The sequence below is a fragment of the Paenibacillus sp. FSL H8-0548 genome, from assembly GCF_038630985.1.
Classification (GTDB): domain Bacteria; phylum Bacillota; class Bacilli; order Paenibacillales; family Paenibacillaceae; genus Pristimantibacillus.
Map to the genome: position 1 here is coordinate 1053924 of NZ_CP152049.1, position 17967 is coordinate 1071890.

General features: G+C 42.6%; 20 protein-coding genes and 1 pseudogene. 13 read left to right on the forward strand and 8 right to left on the reverse strand.

Going from position 1 to position 17967, the window contains the following annotated elements:
• Window positions 1–33: 33 nt before the first annotated feature.
• Entirely contained in the window at window positions 34–888 is an 855-nt protein-coding gene (locus MHI37_RS04430; RefSeq protein WP_083676096.1) for an IS3 family transposase, read from the reverse strand.
• Between the two features lie 20 nt (window positions 889–908).
• Complete coding sequence (locus tag MHI37_RS04435; RefSeq protein ID WP_076335446.1) at window positions 909–1592, reverse strand: helix-turn-helix domain-containing protein; 684 nt, start codon at window positions 1590–1592, stop codon at window positions 909–911.
• A 344-nt stretch (window positions 1593–1936) separates the two neighbouring features.
• On the opposite strand from MHI37_RS04435, the gene MHI37_RS04440 reads away from it, so the two are divergent.
• The 4 genes and pseudogenes from MHI37_RS04440 (at window position 1937) to MHI37_RS04455 (ending at window position 4973) form a co-directional block, all read left to right on the forward strand.
• Window positions 1937–2413, forward strand: coding sequence for a GCN5 family acetyltransferase (locus MHI37_RS04440; RefSeq protein WP_076340082.1), 477 nt, complete (start codon window positions 1937–1939; stop codon window positions 2411–2413).
• A 57-nt stretch (window positions 2414–2470) separates the two neighbouring features.
• Window positions 2471–3583 (forward strand): annotated as a pseudogene (locus MHI37_RS04445) (DEAD/DEAH box helicase); the annotation flags it as partial.
• Between the two features lie 107 nt (window positions 3584–3690).
• A complete protein-coding gene (locus MHI37_RS04450) occupies window positions 3691–3978 on the forward strand; it encodes a hypothetical protein (protein ID WP_083676599.1) in 288 nt (95 codons plus the stop codon).
• Window positions 3979–4091: 113 nt separating this feature from the next.
• The gene (locus tag MHI37_RS04455; RefSeq protein WP_076340083.1) at window positions 4092–4973 is read left to right on the forward strand and encodes a glycerophosphodiester phosphodiesterase family protein; all 882 of its coding nucleotides are present in this window, start codon (window positions 4092–4094) and stop codon (window positions 4971–4973) included.
• Between the two features lie 10 nt (window positions 4974–4983).
• Here the strand turns inward: MHI37_RS04455 and MHI37_RS04460 are convergent, their stop codons facing one another.
• Window positions 4984–5808: a response regulator transcription factor gene (locus MHI37_RS04460; RefSeq protein WP_076340084.1), complete on the reverse strand. Its 825-nt coding sequence runs from the start codon at window positions 5806–5808 to the stop codon at window positions 4984–4986.
• Window positions 5809–5927: 119 nt separating this feature from the next.
• Between MHI37_RS04460 and MHI37_RS04465 the strand changes: the two genes are divergently transcribed.
• From MHI37_RS04465 to MHI37_RS04475, 3 genes are all read left to right on the forward strand, one after another.
• Entirely contained in the window at window positions 5928–7643 is a 1716-nt protein-coding gene (locus tag MHI37_RS04465; RefSeq protein WP_076340085.1) for a glycoside hydrolase family 2 TIM barrel-domain containing protein, read from the forward strand.
• A gap of 251 nt (window positions 7644–7894) precedes the next feature.
• Window positions 7895–8263 carry a DoxX family protein gene (locus MHI37_RS04470; protein ID WP_076340086.1) on the forward strand — a complete coding sequence of 123 codons (369 nt, stop codon included), beginning with the start codon at window positions 7895–7897 and terminating at the stop codon, window positions 8261–8263.
• 803 nt (window positions 8264–9066) lie between these two features.
• A complete protein-coding gene (locus tag MHI37_RS04475) occupies window positions 9067–9249 on the forward strand; it encodes a hypothetical protein (RefSeq protein WP_144023832.1) in 183 nt (60 codons plus the stop codon).
• 144 nt (window positions 9250–9393) lie between these two features.
• On the opposite strand, the gene MHI37_RS04480 is transcribed toward MHI37_RS04475, so the two are convergent.
• Entirely contained in the window at window positions 9394–9867 is a 474-nt protein-coding gene (locus MHI37_RS04480; RefSeq protein ID WP_076340087.1) for a DUF2975 domain-containing protein, read from the reverse strand.
• 360 nt (window positions 9868–10227) lie between these two features.
• Here MHI37_RS04480 and MHI37_RS04485 point away from each other — a divergent pair, with 360 nt between their 5' ends.
• From MHI37_RS04485 to MHI37_RS04500, 4 genes are all read left to right on the forward strand, one after another.
• Window positions 10228–10761, forward strand: a complete 534-nt coding sequence (locus MHI37_RS04485) for an RNA polymerase sigma factor (RefSeq protein WP_076340088.1) — start codon at window positions 10228–10230, stop codon at window positions 10759–10761.
• Complete coding sequence (locus tag MHI37_RS04490; protein WP_342556536.1) at window positions 10758–11573, forward strand: hypothetical protein; 816 nt, start codon at window positions 10758–10760, stop codon at window positions 11571–11573. The genes MHI37_RS04485 and MHI37_RS04490 overlap by 4 nt, the downstream gene beginning before the upstream one ends.
• Before the next feature lie 209 nt (window positions 11574–11782).
• Window positions 11783–12325, forward strand: coding sequence for a histidine phosphatase family protein (locus MHI37_RS04495; RefSeq protein ID WP_076337942.1), 543 nt, complete (start codon window positions 11783–11785; stop codon window positions 12323–12325).
• Between the two features lie 105 nt (window positions 12326–12430).
• The gene (locus tag MHI37_RS04500; RefSeq protein WP_076337895.1) at window positions 12431–13000 is read left to right on the forward strand and encodes a DUF4256 domain-containing protein; all 570 of its coding nucleotides are present in this window, start codon (window positions 12431–12433) and stop codon (window positions 12998–13000) included.
• Between the two features lie 207 nt (window positions 13001–13207).
• Here the strand turns inward: MHI37_RS04500 and MHI37_RS04505 are convergent, their stop codons facing one another.
• Window positions 13208–13609: a VOC family protein gene (locus MHI37_RS04505; protein WP_076337896.1), complete on the reverse strand. Its 402-nt coding sequence runs from the start codon at window positions 13607–13609 to the stop codon at window positions 13208–13210.
• Window positions 13610–13934: 325 nt separating this feature from the next.
• Between MHI37_RS04505 and MHI37_RS04510 the strand changes: the two genes are divergently transcribed.
• A complete protein-coding gene (locus MHI37_RS04510; RefSeq protein ID WP_076337897.1) occupies window positions 13935–14288 on the forward strand; it encodes a VOC family protein in 354 nt (117 codons plus the stop codon).
• Between the two features lie 182 nt (window positions 14289–14470).
• On the opposite strand, the gene MHI37_RS04515 is transcribed toward MHI37_RS04510, so the two are convergent.
• Complete coding sequence (locus tag MHI37_RS04515) at window positions 14471–14773, reverse strand: monooxygenase (protein WP_076337898.1); 303 nt, start codon at window positions 14771–14773, stop codon at window positions 14471–14473.
• A 19-nt stretch (window positions 14774–14792) separates the two neighbouring features.
• Window positions 14793–15725, reverse strand: a complete 933-nt coding sequence (locus MHI37_RS04520; protein ID WP_076337943.1) for a DsbA family protein — start codon at window positions 15723–15725, stop codon at window positions 14793–14795.
• A 157-nt stretch (window positions 15726–15882) separates the two neighbouring features.
• Between MHI37_RS04520 and MHI37_RS04525 the strand changes: the two genes are divergently transcribed.
• Window positions 15883–16443: a TetR/AcrR family transcriptional regulator gene (locus MHI37_RS04525; protein WP_076337899.1), complete on the forward strand. Its 561-nt coding sequence runs from the start codon at window positions 15883–15885 to the stop codon at window positions 16441–16443.
• Window positions 16444–16479: 36 nt separating this feature from the next.
• On the opposite strand, the gene MHI37_RS04530 is transcribed toward MHI37_RS04525, so the two are convergent.
• A complete protein-coding gene (locus tag MHI37_RS04530) occupies window positions 16480–17862 on the reverse strand; it encodes an MFS transporter (protein ID WP_076337900.1) in 1383 nt (460 codons plus the stop codon).
• Between the last annotated feature and the right edge of the window lie 105 nt (window positions 17863–17967).

Below are 17967 nucleotides of genomic sequence, written 5' to 3' on the forward strand. Positions count from 1 at the left end.
GTTCAAGTACAGAGAACTGGGGGATTATTTTTATTAAGCAGCTCGGCGATACTCGTGGGGAGACAAGCCGTTAAGTCGCTCCGTATATCGGTAGTTGTTGTAGTATCGAATATAGTTCCTCACATCTTCAAGAACTTCATCGTAGGTATCGTATTTCTTCAAATAAAAGCTTTCTGCCTTGAATGTGCCCCAAAATCGCTCGATCGGCTGGTTATCCAGGCAGCGACTCACACGAGACATGCTTGTTGTGAAACCGTATTTCACCTTCAAGCGATTATATTCATGCGAGGTATATTGGAAACCTCTGTCACTATGCAGAAGTGGCGTGATTCCACGTTTTCCCCTATATGCCTTCTTTATCGTGTCCATGACCAATTTGTTGTTGTTGGAGTGGCTGAGCACCCACGAAACGACGGAGTTATCGTGCACATCAATCATGGCGCTCAAATAGGACTTTCGACCGTTCCCATACTTCAGCTCGGTGACATCTGTACACCACTTTAGGTTCGGAGCAGCGGCTTGAAAGTCACGGTTCATGACGTTTTCGGCAACATGTGTTTCCGTGGCTCTCACGTAGCTTGGACGCTTCCTCCGAATCACTGCTTTTAATCCGAGAGCTCTCATAATCCCGTAGTAACGCTTTTTGTTGTAAGTCTTTTTCAGTTTACGGTTTAATTGGAGACGCATTTGGCGATAACCCAGTATCCCTTTTCGCTTGTCATAGCGAAGCTTCACTTCTTTTGCTAGTGAAAGCCGCTCAAGTTCTCGATTGGACGGCGTCCATTTTAACCATTTATAATAGGCAGATCTGGCGACGTTAGCGAGCTTGCATAACGCTAGTATCGCGTAGCCCTTTTCCGTGTGCAGTTCTTGAATCGCTTGATACAAGTCTACGTGTCGAACGAGGGTTAGCGTGTACGTTTTCGCCGGATCTCTGCCAACTTTTTTTCGAAGGCGTTCTCCATTTCTAAATACTCGTTACGCGCTTCTAGCTCTTTGATTCGGAGTTTAAGACGTTCAGCCTCATCCAGTTCTTCCTCAGGTCTACTGCGCCCACGACGGTCCCTAAGAACCTCCTCGCCGCCTGAATGATATTTACGAACCCATGCGTACACCTGTTGGTAGGAAACATCGTACTTCTTCATCGATTTCTGATCATCCAACTGATTGGCAAGGGTATACTGCACAATTTCAATACGCTCTTCAAAAGTGGTTTTACGTCCTTTATTCATGTGAACCGTTCCTTTACGAGTAGGTTTAATTTCTTTCCCACAAGTATACTTGGAAATCCAGTTCGTCAAAACACTTTTACTTGAAATGTGATGCTGGTTTGTCGCTTCTCGGATGGAGTACTTTCCGGATAGAACGTCACGAACCGCGGTCTGCTTGAGCTCATGTGAGTACGTTTTCCAAGCTTTGGATTCCTTTAACCCTTCATAACCATCTGCTTTGTATTTCCTTATCCAATCCACAACAGTCATATCGTCGATCCCCAGTTGCTTTGCTTCATGATGAGGATTTGAATCCTGTTTAAGGCATCTTTTTACAACCTGTAGTTTTACATCTAATGAAATTGCACTCCTTTTTGACAAAGCAAAAACTCCTATCATGGTAGAAGTAGAAGTTTTGTTTTTTCTACTGTCTACTACGATGGGAGCATATCATAATGATATGCTCCGGCTTCTTTATGTGCGCCTAGCATAGGTGCTATCTCTAGGGTTCAAGTCTCGAATGGGGAAGGCAGCAGCAGCCATAGCTTGCACAATGGGAATCGTATGGAAGGGATATTTACTAGTTAGCGGCGCTTATTTATGGTAAGATGTCTAAGGACAATGGAATATACACAACAAAGTAGAAGACGCAGGGAACGAGATAACATCCTGCTTCTTTTTATTTAGAGATGGTTTATGCCCCGCGGAGTAAAAGGAGATCAAGAATGCCAACGATTATTGCCAAGCCATTTGATGATGAAATACAAACTACGCTTAGCGAAATAACCTCGGCTTATCATGCTGGGGAATTGAGCACGAGGGATAAAACAGAATTACCGGAAGAAATCTATATGATTCAAGCTGAGGATACGATGGTCGGCTATGGCGTCATTTGGGAGTATGGGAATGGAAAACAGCTCATCCAAAAGGCGGAAAAGGACTATTTTAGCGATGATGAGAAATATTTGGAGAAGGACTTCTACATTGATATCAAAAACAAGAAGGACTTCGTCTTTATAGAAGTGTTGGATGTATTGAAGGAATTTGAAAGCAAAGGCTATGCAGCTTCTTTTATAAATTGGCTTAAAGCCAAATATCCGCACAAAAAAATGTACGTATACACACTGGATAAAACACGAAATTTTTGGTTTAAGCAAGGCTTCGAGCCTCTTGGGAGTACGGTTTGGATGACCTATAATTAAGAGCAGGAACATTCGCTGTGATTGGGAATTTACGTTTTCTAGTAAGAAGGAGACAAAATGACATTTAACGATTTAAAGCTTGCGCCTGAGATTTTAAAAGCGCTGAGCAAAGAGAACTACACAACCCCGACCCCCATACAGGAGCAGGCGATTCCAGTCGTGCTGAACGGCAGAGATTTGTTTGGCTGCGCTCAGACGGGAACAGGAAAAACTGCCGCATTTGCTTTGCCAATCGTTCAACTATTGAGCGAGCAGCAAAGTAAGCCCCAAGGTGTTCGACGTACACGTTCCTTAATATTAACACCAACAAGAGAGCTGGCTCTCCAAATCTCCGATAATATACAGGCTTACAGCCAGTTTACTGATTTGCGCTGCTTGGCTATTGTGGGCGGTGTATCACAAAAAGTGCAAGAGCGTTCGCTTGAACGAGGCGCAGATGTTATAATTGCTACGCCAGGCAGGCTTATCGATCTCATCAATCAGAAGCTTGTTAATTTGCAATATGTGCAAATTCTTGTGCTTGATGAAGCCGATCGCATGCTGGACATGGGCTTTATCCATGACGTGAAGAGAATTATTACAAAAATGCCTAGCAAAAAACAAACTTTATTTTTCTCCGCTACGATGCCGCCGGAAATTTCGAAGCTGGTTAGAGCACTGCTCGTCAATCCAGTGAAAATAGAAATTACGCCTGCTTCTTCCACGGTTGATAGAATAGAACAATTTGTTTATTATGTAGAGAAAAGCAACAAGCAAAACTTGTTGACTCATCTACTGCAGGATCCATCCATTGTATCGGCACTCGTGTTTACACGTACGAAGCATGGAGCGGATCGGGTTGTGCGCGGTCTGACCAAAGCAAATATTACCGCCCAGGCCATTCATGGCAATAAGTCTCAAAACTCCCGGCAGAATGCTCTGAGCAGCTTCAGGAGCGGCACGACAAGAGTACTGGTAGCGACGGACATCGCAGCAAGAGGAATCGATATTGATGAGCTTTCACACGTGATCAACTTCAACCTTCCTAATATTCCAGAAACCTACGTTCATCGCATTGGTCGAACGGGCAGAGCTGGGCTGAGCGGAATCGCAATATCTTTTTGCGAGACGGATGAAGTGCCATATTTGAAGGATATTCAGAAAATGATTAAGAAAACGATTCCCGTAGTAACGGACCAATCTGATCCGATGCTAATAAGCTAAGATTACGTTACAATAAAGCAAGTCGAAATGAACTAATTAAAACTAGGGGTGATCGTCTGAGAAAGCAAAAGCCAATGTCATTCGAGGATTTGTTGAAGGAATTGCAAGGACAGAAAACAGCGCAAGAGGACCCAGATCATGTCTCATTAGAGGCGTTGTTTAATGAAGCATTTATGAGCAAGTATTCCAGCTTGACCAGCTTCGCGGCATTTCTGGAGAAGGGCAACTTCCAAGCGGAAACGCGTGAAGAGATTAAGGACATTCCAGATGAGCTCTTTGATCGCCATGTAGCACGGGAGACTAGCTTTTCCGATTGGAAAACAATGTTGAATACTGCGACTACGGAGTATGCGGGTAAATAATAAGCATACAAACAAAGAAGGAACGACCTGAAGCTTGTGGGTTGTTTCTTTTTTTTTTTGTTTTGAGGGAGGCGGAATGTGTTTAAGTTAGTTGGACAATAGGGGGTGGGACGATGAGTAAGCTAAAAACAGCTTTTGTTTGGCGTAGAGTTGGGCTAATCATACTACTGGCCAGCTGCGCAATATTGCTCATATCTACAACTAATCCAAATACACCAGAAGGATTTCTGGTAATAGCACATCGCGGAGCTTCAGGCCATACCTCTGAGAATACGATGGCTGCCTTTGAAGAAGCAGAGCGTCTTGGCTCCGACTACATTGAATTTGACGTACAGCTAAGCAAGGATGGGGAGCTAGTGGTCATTCATGATGACACCGTGGATCGGACGACTGAGCATACCGGCCCTGTGGACGAATATACACTTGATGAGCTGGAAGATATGGATGCTGCTGCTGGAAAAAGCACGAATACAGGCGACGAGGAGGAGACGAACCTTGCATCGTTTGAGGCTGTTATGGAGCGCTTCGCAGGCAAGATGGGCATGCTGATCGAGATTAAGGAGTCGCCGAACGAGCCAGGCGTGGAGGAGAAGGTTGCGGACGTGGTACGCCAATACGAGGCCCGCTTAAACTATACGGCGTTTGGCAAGAACGGCGGTATCCTTGGGATGAATAAGCTGAAAAATACCGCGGCCATCATGATTCAATCCTATGATTTCGAATCGACGCATCTGCTTCACGCCCTTCTGCCGGATATTCCGGTAGCAGCCCTTATTCATGAGGATCAGCATCCTTTATCCGACGAGCTGCTCGATGAGCTTACTTCTTATGCTGCCTACATCAATTATAAGCATGACCTGCTTGACGAGGAGATAGTAAACAAAATCCATGAGCGGAACCGGAAGGTCTTTGCTTGGACGATCCAGAGCGAAGAGGAATTAATGCGGATGAAGCAGCTTGGCGTGGATGGCGTCATTACGGATTATCCCGGGTGAGGTCAGGATTTTAACGCTCCGATTTGTTCATCGTTCGAAAACGAGCGGGAGCGATCCCATTCCAGCTGCGAAACATTTTGCCAAAATGAAATTCATCTGCAAATCCGCATGCGTCCGCGATCGCTTTCATCGGCTCATCCGTCAGCAACAGCAGCGTTTTGGCTTGTTCGTTCCGAACCTTATTTAAATAAGCTTTGGGTGAGATGCCGATATGCTTCATGAACATCTTGCGTAATTGTGAGACGGAAATGTTAGCGTCCTGTGCCAGCTCTTCCAGTCGAAGAGGCTGATGATAGCCGGTATCCATCCAAAGCTTTGCCTGCTGGAAAGCTCTCATATAAGGATTGTGCGACGTCGCATCTGTGTCCTTCATGAAATATATCAAACGAGACAGCATATATTGGAACTCTGCTTGCCGTTCATGAGGATCGGTTCCTTTAATTGACCAAATGCGTGTGAATTGCGACTCGATCCAATCCGACTGCTCTGGTGAGTATACCTTATAAAAAGGAATATTCAGCGAGTCCACAGGGATGGGCTTCAGCCAATGATTATGCTCGCAAGGAATATCGAGCACATCAAAAAGGAGCATGCGAATGCATAATGGCTTGTCTATAGAGGAAAGCATTGTCAAGGTAAACCCGTGTTTCAAGTACAACAAATCACCTGACTGCACCTGCAGCGGCTCTTCCTCCACCCCATGAAAAAATTCGCCTTCGCCACTTTGGATCAAGTACAAGGAATGGACATCGGTCGTATTGCGAATATCTTTCCATCCGGGAACGGGGGGCTTCTCATAAGAAAGCCGATGATGATAAATACGGTGGTTATTCAAGATCAGAGATCACCATCCTTGTAGCGATTTTGACAAATAGTGATGAGGTTTATCCATTCAATTGAGCTCTTCTTTTATGATACGCTTTACGAAGCATACATGAAAGGGGCTTGTTTATTGTGATACGTACTTTTCAGCAGCATATTCTGCGACCTACGAGGCTTTTGAACGGATTATGGGATTTCATAACGGACCCTGACAATATAGGCATTCATGAGGGCTGGGCCTCTAAATTTCCTGAAGGTTCCCGGAAGCATGTCGTTCCCTCTTGTTGGAATAATGAATTAGGCACTTATGAGTATATTGGGGCTGCCTGGTACCGTACTTATTTTGATAATGTGCAAGAAACGAATATTCGGCTGGTCTTCGAAGGTATTCTCCACCATGCGGATGTGTACGTGGATGGCAAGCATATAGGCTATCATTTTGGCGGATTTACACAATTTTCAGTTCTTCTGCCGGAGCTTGCTCAAGGAAAGCATGAGCTCGTTATTCGCGTAGATAACACGGTGGACTGGCAAACGCTGCCGACGGACATTGCGGATTGGCACTCATATGGCGGGATTATTCGCTCTGTTGAACTGCAGGAGCTGCCTGATGTGTATATTGACTCGATGAAAATAGATTACCAGTTGAAGGATGACTCAGCGGATATTCAATTGCACATCGTGCTCCATTCGCTTAGTAAGGGAGATTGCCAAGTTGAAGTGAACGCCTTCACGGAGGGGCTTTCCCTTTCATCGTCACATGTTGACATTGCTGCCGGTCAGGCTGTGAGTTTGACGCTTCGGGGGAGCCTTGAGAAGATCCGCAGATGGGATGTAGGCGAGCCGGAGCTCTATACATTTACCGTTCAAGCGGGGGAAGACGATCTTATAGATCGGACAGGCTTCCGCACGGTTGAAGTGCAGGGCAGCGACATTCTGTTGAATGGCAAAAAGCTATACCTCCAAGGCGTGAATCGGCACGAGGAGCATCCCGAGTGGGGATTTGCCTTCCCGCCGAAGCTAATGCTGAAGGATCTCGATATTTTGACCGACATGGGCTGCAATATCGTGCGCGGATCGCACTATCCGCAGAGCCAGTTCTGGATCGATTTGCTCGATGAGCATGGTATGCTGCTCTGGAGCGAGATACCGATGTGGGGCTGTTTTATGAGCAAGGAGACGCTCGGAAGCCCTATCTTTATAGAGCGCGGCATTAAGATGCTGGATGAAATGATCTCCCGAGACTATCATCATCCATCGATCATTTTCTGGGGAGCCCATAACGAAATTGATACGCGGACGGAAGAAGCGCTCGAGCTGACGAAAGCCTTCGTGGGGAAAATTCGCAGCATGGACAGCAGCAGGCTCGTTACTTACGCGACTATGCATCCGGAGCAGGATATCGTGCTGTCCTATTTCGACGTTATCGGTATTAATAAATACTATGGCTGGTATGAAGGCAGCGTCGATGGATTCAGCAGCATGCTGGAGAACTACTATATTCATGCGGAAAAGCATGGGGCAGGCGGCAAGCCTGTCATCATGAGCGAGTTCGGCGCAGCTGGTATTTTCGGTGATTCGGGCTGGGAGCCGCGCTTGTTTAGCGAAGACTATCAGGCGGATGTGGTGACGCGTGCCTTGAAGATTTTCCGCGACGACCCTCGCATTGCAGGTACGCTCATCTGGCACTTCGCCGACATTCGCGTCGATGTGAGGAGCGACCGGCCTTACTTCCGCGATCGCGCGCGGAGCTTCAATAACAAAGGATTGCTAAGCGAGTATCGCAAGCCGAAATTGGCTTATCGCGTAGTGAAGGCGATTTATCGGTCGGATCTGTTGGATCGGTAGGCGGAAGGGACTAAGGGAGAAGGGACTCATCCTAGGGGGATGGGTCCCTTTTTTGTGCTTCATCTATCGATGGAAGCTTGAACTATGCCATTATAATTTTTGTTCAGATAAGAATCCAAATCGCCCAATGGAGAAAGTTTACACCAAATACATCATAATAATTGCTTTACAGAAAACGTAATGGTGTTATATTATGAAATAGGACACTTATTGGTGTCATAAATAATAAATGGATAAGGATGATGATTTTTATGCATATTTTAACGATCGTTCTTCAGAGTTGGCTGCTTTTCTCCATGGCATTCTTTGGCGGAAGCAAGATTGCAGGAGCCCAGCATCAGGTCGAATTGTTTGATTCGATTAAACTTCCCCAATGGTTTCGCCTCATTACTGGCTACGTTCAAATTGTTGGATGCATAGGACTCATTATCGGCTACTGGTATCCGGGTGTTGCCGCATGGACCGGGATATTGATAGGCATTATGATGCTATTGGCGTGCCTCTCGCATTTCAGAGTCAAACATCCGATCGGAAAAGTGATACCGGCCTTATTGAATCTCTTGATTGCTATTGCAGTAGTATTCTTATATGCAGATGAATTGCCCCATCTTTTTGGGTAAGTTCATATCTATGGTAGTGAAATGCGCAATAGTGGGAGAGTGCCTGTATGGCATGTAAGAGGTCAGCGGTTCGATCCCGCTAGCCTCCACCACACAAATGATAAAATGCTACCTTCGGGTAGCGTTTTTGATTTGGTGGAGATATATGGTGGGGAGTTTCGCAGGGAGTAAACCGCTAGGCGGGGCATCCCGTGCGTACGGAACGAGGTGGAGGAGCACGGCGTCTGAATCTAATTCTGGATCTAATTCGACGAATAAGCTGGGTTAGTGATTAAACCCCTCTGCGGTGTGATACTAAATGGATTTTATGTAGTTAGTTTTGATGGTTTTCCGATTTATGACTTCACTAGATGGAAAACCTACATTTAGAATTGAGTATCTCGACTTCAATCGTCCATTTTGATCAAACTAGTTGGACAAAATCCATTTAGCTATAGAAATGGTCCGCCCAAGGATATACTAACTGTAGGAAATCCATGTAGTTATAGCTCGCAGAGTGGAAAATAAGTAAATTCTGCCCTTGAACCCGCCCCCGAACCCATGGCACCCATACCCACCCGCACCATTCTTATTGTAAATTAAACTGTAAATTACCATATGCCACTATCCAATCCCTTCCGTGTTAATTCATAATATAGAATTCTTTGTCCTGTCTCGTGATAAATCGGAAATAACCATCCCTTCTTACAAAGTCGTTGCAGATGCCCTAATGCTGTTCGATGATCGAATGAGAAATGTCTAGAGATATCAATTGGTCGAATAGGGGGAGCTACAAATATAGAAGACTTGGATGGTTAGATGTATTGATGAAGTTCAGTTATACAAATGTAATGATTGCTTATGACTTGTTTGCAACGTTCCAAACAATCAATGTATTCGGTCTATCTATTCTATACCCGTTTGTAGCCATTGGAATGACCGTAGCCCTATCGTTGGCTAATGTGATGTTGCTTTATTGCACGATGAAACGAAAACAAGTGGTGTAATCTTTTTATTCTCGTTTAGTTGTAAACAAGAAGTAGGATATAGGAATCGCGCTGGCGCCGCCAAAGGACGTCGACAGCCGTTTCACCTTATTTAGGAAATTACTAAATACAACTTAATTTCCTCTGAATCGCCATGGGATTCCCTCAAACTGTGAGTTCATTTTCCGACTTTAGATTAATAGCAACTTGCAATAATCTCTCAAGCACTGCCCCGAATATGGCGATGACAAACGAGGCGAAGGCTACAACCAGACCAAGCAAAATCATACCCGGTGTATCGTCTTGTTTTGCCATGTTGTACAAAACGGGCTCCATCGCCACAAAAATAATGCAGATACTGAAACCGCAGTATTTGATTTTCTTTAATGCCCGAACGGACAGCTCTGAAAAAGCGATATTTTGATCAATATAACCGAGCAATTTAAATGCTTGATACAGTGCGATGTAATAAGGTATTGCGGCTACAAAATAAACGATATCTACAGCATATAGTTTGCCTGGAAAGTAATCATTTGTTTCCCGAAATAAAGAAAGCAGTGCAAATACACATACAGCAAGCGCTGGTAAACCCATCAGAAACACGGTGATTTTCAAAAAAAATGTTGATGTGCGTTTCATAATCAAACTCCTCATCTGTATAAGTTTGATACTATTATAATACCGATTTTATCGTTTTACAATATATATTAACTGTTTCTCAATACATTAATCTTGTTTTAAAAGCATCGCAAAGAAGCCGTCTCTACTGAAATGGTTTCTTTGTGCATTCAAATATTATGTTTTCAAACAGATATTGCACAAGAAGTTGCAGATAAGTGGAGAAGAACTGAAAATATCAGCGGGGTGGAGTAAGGATAAAATAAATGATTTTGAAGAAAGTAAGAATAAATTTCCACTTACCGCCTGAAAACGAAATCGAAATCATGAGGGTAATATATATAATTACTTTTCAATAAGAACAGAAGGGAGAAGGAACTATTGAATGATAATCAAATCATTGAAAAAATACAGCACGGTGAGCAGCATTATTTCAGATTATTGTATGATAAGTACTTCGAATATGCATTAAGGGTGTCAAGCATTATTTTACGAAACCAGCAATCGTCAGCTAAGGATGTTGTGCAGGAAGCGTTTATAAGAGTTTATCGGAATTTGAATCAATTTGACTTGGATCGCGAATTTAAACCGTGGTTTTATACGATTTTACTGAATGAGTGCAAACGAGTAAGTCAAAAGAACAACTATAACGTAGCTGCCTTTGAACAAGTGGAAGAGCCATTGCATCAAGATCAGCATCCTTTCATTGAATATGAATCTCTCTATACTGCCATCCAGCAGCTTGATGAACATAATCGCATACCAGTTATTTTGAAATATATGCATGATATGAAGGATCTGGAAATTGCAGCTGTATTACAGGAAAATGTGAATACGATTAAATCACGGTTATATAAGGCTCGCATGAAGTTGAAAAACTTGTTACAGCATGAATCTGGAGGTGCAGTGCAATGAAAGAGAAACAATTAGATGAGATGATTACGAAGGCTTTGAATAATCATTCGATTAGCGACTCCATGGATAAAGAGGACATATGGAAAAATATTGCGCAAGAGCTGCAATTGAAGCAAAGTTCGAATGAAGATCCGGCTAAGGAAGAAGGCAACAATCAGGTGCAGCATACACAAAAACGTCTTAGTAAGGAGACAAAAATGAAAAAGGGTAATAAATGGATTCGGGTAACGACACTTGTTGCAGCAGCGAGTATCGTCGGTGTGATGGTGACGACGAATACGGGTCAAGCTTTTGTTAATCAATTAAAGCAATATTTTGAACCTGAGAAAAAGGTTATTGAGGAATACGAGGGTATGCCAGAAGAGAAGGATATTGTATTGCAGGATACAGAATCGGGTTTTGTGATTTATATCGACGAAGAAAGATATAAGCTAGTTCAAGAAGAGAATCAAGATGTAATCGTCCCAAAGGTGCCATTGGAAGATCGATATCCTGAGGTTTCAATGAGCATTAAGCAGCTGAAAGGGATTTTGCCTGAGCAGGCTATTGCGGAGCAACAGCAGCTTTTGGCAGAGAAATATGCAAAAGTTGAAGCGCCGGTAAAGGTCACGGAGCCTCTAGAAGCAACGCTCATATCTGCAAAGGACGGGCAAAGCTGGGATAGCCCGGTTGTGAAAGTATACGTGCTTTCTAATGGTCACGGTGGAAGCTTTGTCATTACGGGAAAATACTTTCTTGAGGCAGCAGAAGGTCATGGAGCAAGATTTTACTACATGCTAAAGCAATTTACGCTTGTAGATCAAAAGCAATAAAATGCTCTATAATTTACCCATCCGGTTCAACTACGAGGGCTCAAGCAGCTATAGTCATCTTCAAAATTTATACGCGTTAAACATGAGTAAGCAGGAGGGGCGACAGAAGCCCTCTTCTTCTTGGCTATTGTCATTGAATATGTGATAACTCCTCCTTGGACAAAAGAGAGTGTAAGAAGAGCAGCGCTAGTAAGGAGATGGAAATAATGATGAAAAATGTTTATGTCGTGCGACATTGCAAAGCAGATGGACAGGAGCCTGATGCTGGGCTAACTGATCTAGGGATTCAACAAACTGAGATTGTTGCTAAATTTTTCTTAGATAAAGATATTGATTTTATCATTTCAAGCCCTTTTGAAAGAGCTTACCGCACCATAGCACCATTGGCTGAAAAAATTGGTATACGAGTTGTTTTGGATGATAGATTGGCTGAGAGGATTTTATCAAGCCAAAATCATCCTGACTGGCGAGATATGCTTCATAAAACATACGATGACTTAGACCTATGTTACGAGGGCGGGGAGTCCAGTAACACGGCTATGAGCCGTGCCATTAGTGTAGTAATGGAAGTTCTGAATGGTGAGGACAAAAACATTGTATTCGTTTCACATGGAAACCTGATATCACTTCTACTTATGCATTTTGATGACCGTATAGGGTTTAAGGAGTGGGAATCCTTATCTAATCCTGATGTTTTTCATCTTATCTTCTCAGCTGATGATAAGCCTAACATTCATCGAATATGGGAGTAGAAAGCAAATGAGGATTGAAAACCTATGAAATTTCAGTATTTAAATAGTAGAATAAAAAAAGTGGGATAATATATGAAGCATCGAAAACTTCAAGGAGGAGATTTTATGATGAAAAATGAAAAAGTGGAGTTGTCATCAGAACAACGTGAAGAGCTACTCAGAGCTTTGAAAGCCCGTTTTGAGAAAAATATGAACCGCCATGAAGGTTTTGAATGGGCTATAGTCCAAGCAAAGCTGGAAGCTAATACCGAAAAGCTGTGGTCACTACATGAAATGGAAAGAACCGGCGGTGAACCGGATGTTGTTGGTTATGATGAGGAGATGGGTGAATACATTTTTTATGACTGTTCAGCGGAAAGTCCTAAAGGCCGCAGAAGTGTTTGTTACGACAATGAGGCGCTGGAGTCAAGGAAACAACATAAACCGGAAAATAGCGCTATTAATATGGCGATTGACATGGGCATTGAGCTTTTAACAGAAGAACAGTATCTGGAGTTGCAGAAACTTGGGAATTTCGATACGAAAACATCGAGTTGGGTGAAAACACCTTCTGAGATTAGAAAACTTGGTGGTGCGATCTTTGCTGATTATCGCTATGGCAATGTCTTCGTGTATCATAACGGTGCGGACTCCTACTATGGCGCCAGAGGGTTCCGTGGCTCGCTTAGGGTTTGAATTTTGCACAAACATTGAACTTTACTGACCGATATTAGTTAGCGGAAAGATTGTTGTGTGTCGAGTGATTTTAATATCAAGCATTATGTAACACTAGGCACTCCACACATGTGGAGTGTCTAATATTGATAGTGCTGAAAGAATAGATGAGATGTGGCAGGTTGGCTCAAGGGAATTTGATATGTGGCTGCAGAAGGGAATTGGTGATTAGTCACAATTTATTTTCCAAGGAACGCCAAATCGATCGACTAATATAGCATAACCTGCGGACCAAAACGTTTCTTCAAAGGGTAAATACACTTCTCCCCCAACCGATAATGAATCGAAAATTTTTTTCGCTACTAGTTGCTCAGGGAAATTTAATATAACAAAAACACCTTGAGGCTTTTTATAGTCTCCGTGTAATGTGTCTGCTCCAGCAAGCGTAAAATCATTAATTTGAAGAGTAGCGTGTATAATTCGATTATGCGAATCTGGAGCTACCTCTTTTGCCATAGGGGAATCCCCATACTTCAACATCGTGGCTATCTTTCCGCCCAAGATTCGTTGATATTCAAGAAAGGCTTCTTCACACTTCCCATCAAAACTTAAGTGGGGAGTTATTCTCATAGTAATGCTCCTCCTTGTCTAGAAATCATAGCAGCTAAGAGCGACTACTCTTGTTGAAAATCCGTAGTTTTCAGGACTTTACTAAACCCCAATATTGGAAATATTGGTAAAGTTGATTTTTCAATTATATATGAAGAGATCATTATTATCAATTTTTGGTAGATTTCCTTGACCAAGGTAGGAGAAGTGCAACTAGCAACAAATGCCGTTTTTTTGTTTTAACTATTTTTAAACACTCCACACATGTGGAGTGTCTAATATTAATGGTTCGTAACGATTGAGATGTGACATTATTACTCACACTATAAAAGAAAAGAGGAATGAATTGAAGGTCAAACGAATCGTTGCCAATATAAATACGAAAGATATCGCGGAAGCCAAACTCTTTTACCATGACGTGCTCGGTCTTGAATTGTTAATGGATCATGGATGGATTAGAACTTATGGTTCAAATGAGGAGATGAGCATTCAAATTAGTTTTGCTTCACAAGGGGGATCGGATACAGTTACACCTGATCTATCGATTGAAGTTGATGATGTAGATGCTGCGTTTGAACGAATGAAGAATGCCGGATTTACAATAGAATATGGGCTTGTGGACGAGCCTTGGGGCGTTCGGCGATTTTATGTTCGCGACCCTTTTGGTAAGCTTGTCAATATCCTAGCACATAAACATTGAAAACGGATATGGACGGTTTTGTTGGTAGGTACGAGAGTTTTTGACGCAGGCTACCAGCATTATGTACTGTGTGTCGCTAGTTAGTAATTAGCATTTTAAGAGCCGCATTTATCCGCCAGTAAAAGCCCGAACTTATTCTACGCTCGGGCTCTTATACTCATACACTATGGGAGAAGGAGGATCTAGACGCGTCCTTTAGTGATTTCAGTAAGCTTGGAATTGATAGCAAAGATTTTTGCGTTGACATTTGTTATGCCAAAGCCAGCTAATCTGCTCATGTGCATAACATAATATTTTTCAGCCGTTTCTTTTGTTTCGAACAAATAAATTCCACCGGCTTCATTTGTTTCGGAACTTTCTGTCCAAATTTTCCACATGAAGCCATCTTCTTCGTTGATACTTTTTGCTAAATCAGAAAACTCCTCTGCCATTTCGTCTCCGAACGGTCCATTCATTTTAAAATTCACTTGTAATACGTACGCCATGATGGTCACTCTCCTTAGTTCAGTTAGTAGTAGTAGTAATGTACAATTCCCCTAAAATTTCGTTCACTTGATAACGATCTGTTGGAAGTTCTTGTTCAATAAAAGATTTAATATCTGATTGTTCAACATCATACATTACTTCAATTTCTTTGGAGAAAAGAAGTTTTTCTTTTTCAAACAAGCTTGAAAGGGAAGGAATAGGCTTCGCTTGTAATTCTTCGAGATTTAGAACTTTTTTCAAACCGTTGACATAGTATTCCAACGAACGGCTGCCAACAATTTTTACGCCGTTATTTTCCGTATTGGTCATAACAATGGTCGGGAAACCTCTGACACCCAAGCTTCTAACTTGATCAAAATCTTCATGTAACAATTGAAGACCGACCTGTTGTTCAGCTTCGTTTATAACAGCTTTTCCATCAAGGCCGAGTTTATTTACGATTTCAATCATAACCGATTTTTCTGCAATATTTTGATTGAATGCGAACAGTGCTTCTCTGGAACGGCGCAAATATTCTGCTGCTGTTGCATCTGTATAATTTTTTTGAATCACCTTAAATACGCGAGAGGGCGGGTAGGAGGATTGAACCGGATTATCAATCATTAAAGACCCATCAATGGGCATTCTTGAATATTCTCCAACTTCTCTCCAATGAACAGCCACATCGGCTGGTTTATGAATTCCGTTAGCAGGATCGATTGGTCCGTCATGCCACTTTTCCAGCAAACCGCCCATAATCGTATGAAAGTTAAAATAATGCCCATACTGCTCTACAAAACGACGAAGAACAGGTTCAAGTGCCCAGCAATGCGAACAAATAGGATCGGTCACATAATAAAGATTAACCGCTTTTGAGGACTGATTAAACTCAATAATCTCCATATCCTCTTCTCCAGCTACTCCGCATACACCTGTTTTTAGATCACAAACCATATTATTATTGTTCGACATTATATTTTCCTCATTTCTATTCAAAGACGAATCCATATTTATTTGCTTACCATTGAATTTTAAATCATAATAAAAATCATCGACACCAATAGTTCTGCGGATTTGTCGTTTATACAACACATTTGAGAACCTGTTGGAAAAGTAGGAGGTTAACAAAATGACCGAATCAAAGACGGACCCCCGAGTTCTACGTACCCGCAAATTAATTATGGATTCTTTCATTGAACTTTCAGGGAAAAAGGAATTTAAGGATATTACTATAAAGGATATAACTACAGAAGCCATGATTAATCGTGCAACTTTTTATTATCATTTTGAAGATATATATGATTTATTGGAAAAGGTACTGTCAGTAGTCTTGTTAGTTAATTTGAATTCTGATCTCTATCAAAATGACGAACTAAATGAAGAAGCCTTTGTCCGTATTTTTGAAGCGATAACAAATTTCCAAAAGTCATTATCCAGTCGCTGCCATAGAGGTTACGAGGATACCATTGCCCGTATTATTAGGGAACAGCTCCAAATTATTTTTCACAAAATGTTATTAAAGCAGCATAAAACCGAAGAGGAAGAAGCTCTAAAGCTTACAGCTGTCCTATTAAGCTGGGGAATTTACGGGGCTTCTGTAGAATGGAGAAGAGATAGCCATAAGATATCACCGGGAGAATTTATCAAATTAGCGATTCCTTATATACGGACTGGAATCGATAGAATTTAAGGGGCATTTGTCTTTCAAGCTCTTTTAAAAGGACGCTCACTCCTGCAATTGCCCCGTTTCCCGGCGTCGCCGACTCATGAATACTAAAGACAATGCAATTACCGTGAGGATAATCCCAAGCACTTGAAATCCCTCGAAGCTGAACTTGCCTCCCATTACGATACCGATCAACAAGGAAGAGAGTATGGTTCCCAAGTATCTTGATGTGTTAAATAGTCCGGAGGCTACACCGATTATTTCCTTTGGAGCACTTTGGAACAAGGCTGCTTGCATACCTACACTGTTTAACCCATTGCTAATACCGAATGCAGCCAAAGCCAAGCACACGCTGATAACTGGTGATGCTTGATTCAATGTGACGAGCCAGAGCGACCCAAACGTCATCAGAATTGCAGACACCAGCAGTGCTGGCCGGGGTCCTGATTTATCGATCCATCGTCCTGCAATTGGAGAAGCAACTAGCGAGCACAAGCCTAAGCTTAGCATGAGAATCCCTGTTTGGAACTCGCTAACCTGACGTACCATTTGCAAGTAGGACGGTAGTCCGAAAAAGAGTGAGTAATAAAGTACGTTAACGAGCATGAACTCCACATTAACCCAAGTCATCGCAGGATATTTGGCGAATGTGCGCAAAGGAATAAAGGGTGACGCCGCTTTTAACTCATGTTTTACGAATGCCCCCAGCAGAGCGAGGCCTACCAGCAAGGCAATGACATTTTCTGATGAGATATGCCCAGATGATTTTGCCGAGAGTAAGCCAAGGAGCAGGGCAACCAGCCCTACTGTGAAGAGCAGAATCCCTAACGCATCAATTAAATCAAACCATTTACGAAAGGACATGCCCTGAGCAACGGATGCTGACGGTTCGTCCTTAGGAATATTCCTCCAACATAATAGAAAGCTCACCACCACAAACGGAATATTGACGAAAAAGATAGCAGGCCAGCCCCACCAGTGAATGATGACCCCGCCAATAAAGGGTCCAATGGCTGCTGCTCCGGACAGGAATATGGACAAAACAGACAGAGCGGTCGCTTGTTTCTCCGTAATATGAATTCGCACAATCGCCATTCCAACCGCAACCATCATGCTTGTTCCAATGGCTTGCACAATGCGGAACACGATGAGCCACCCGAAGCTTGGTGATAATGGAGCTAATAATGAAGCAATGAAGGCGACGACAAGCCCAGCAAGAAATATTTTCCTGCGACCGAATAAATCGCTGGCCTTTCCCATGACAGGCTGAGCGATGCTGCTTGCAATGTAGAAAGAAAAAATAATCCAGGAAACACCTGTAAAGTCTAGTTGGAATACATTTTGCAGTCTTGGAATAGCAACAGACACCATTGAAGAATTTAATGGGTTCAATAGAATTCCTAGACCAACTGAAATCATTAACCACCTGCTGCGAGCACTCATTTTCGGTCTCCCCTTAAAGCGTATTAATGCCATCGTACTTGAAATTGCTTATTCATTCCAACGCATTTGATGGTATGATCACATTGACTAGAAGGAATGAATGGA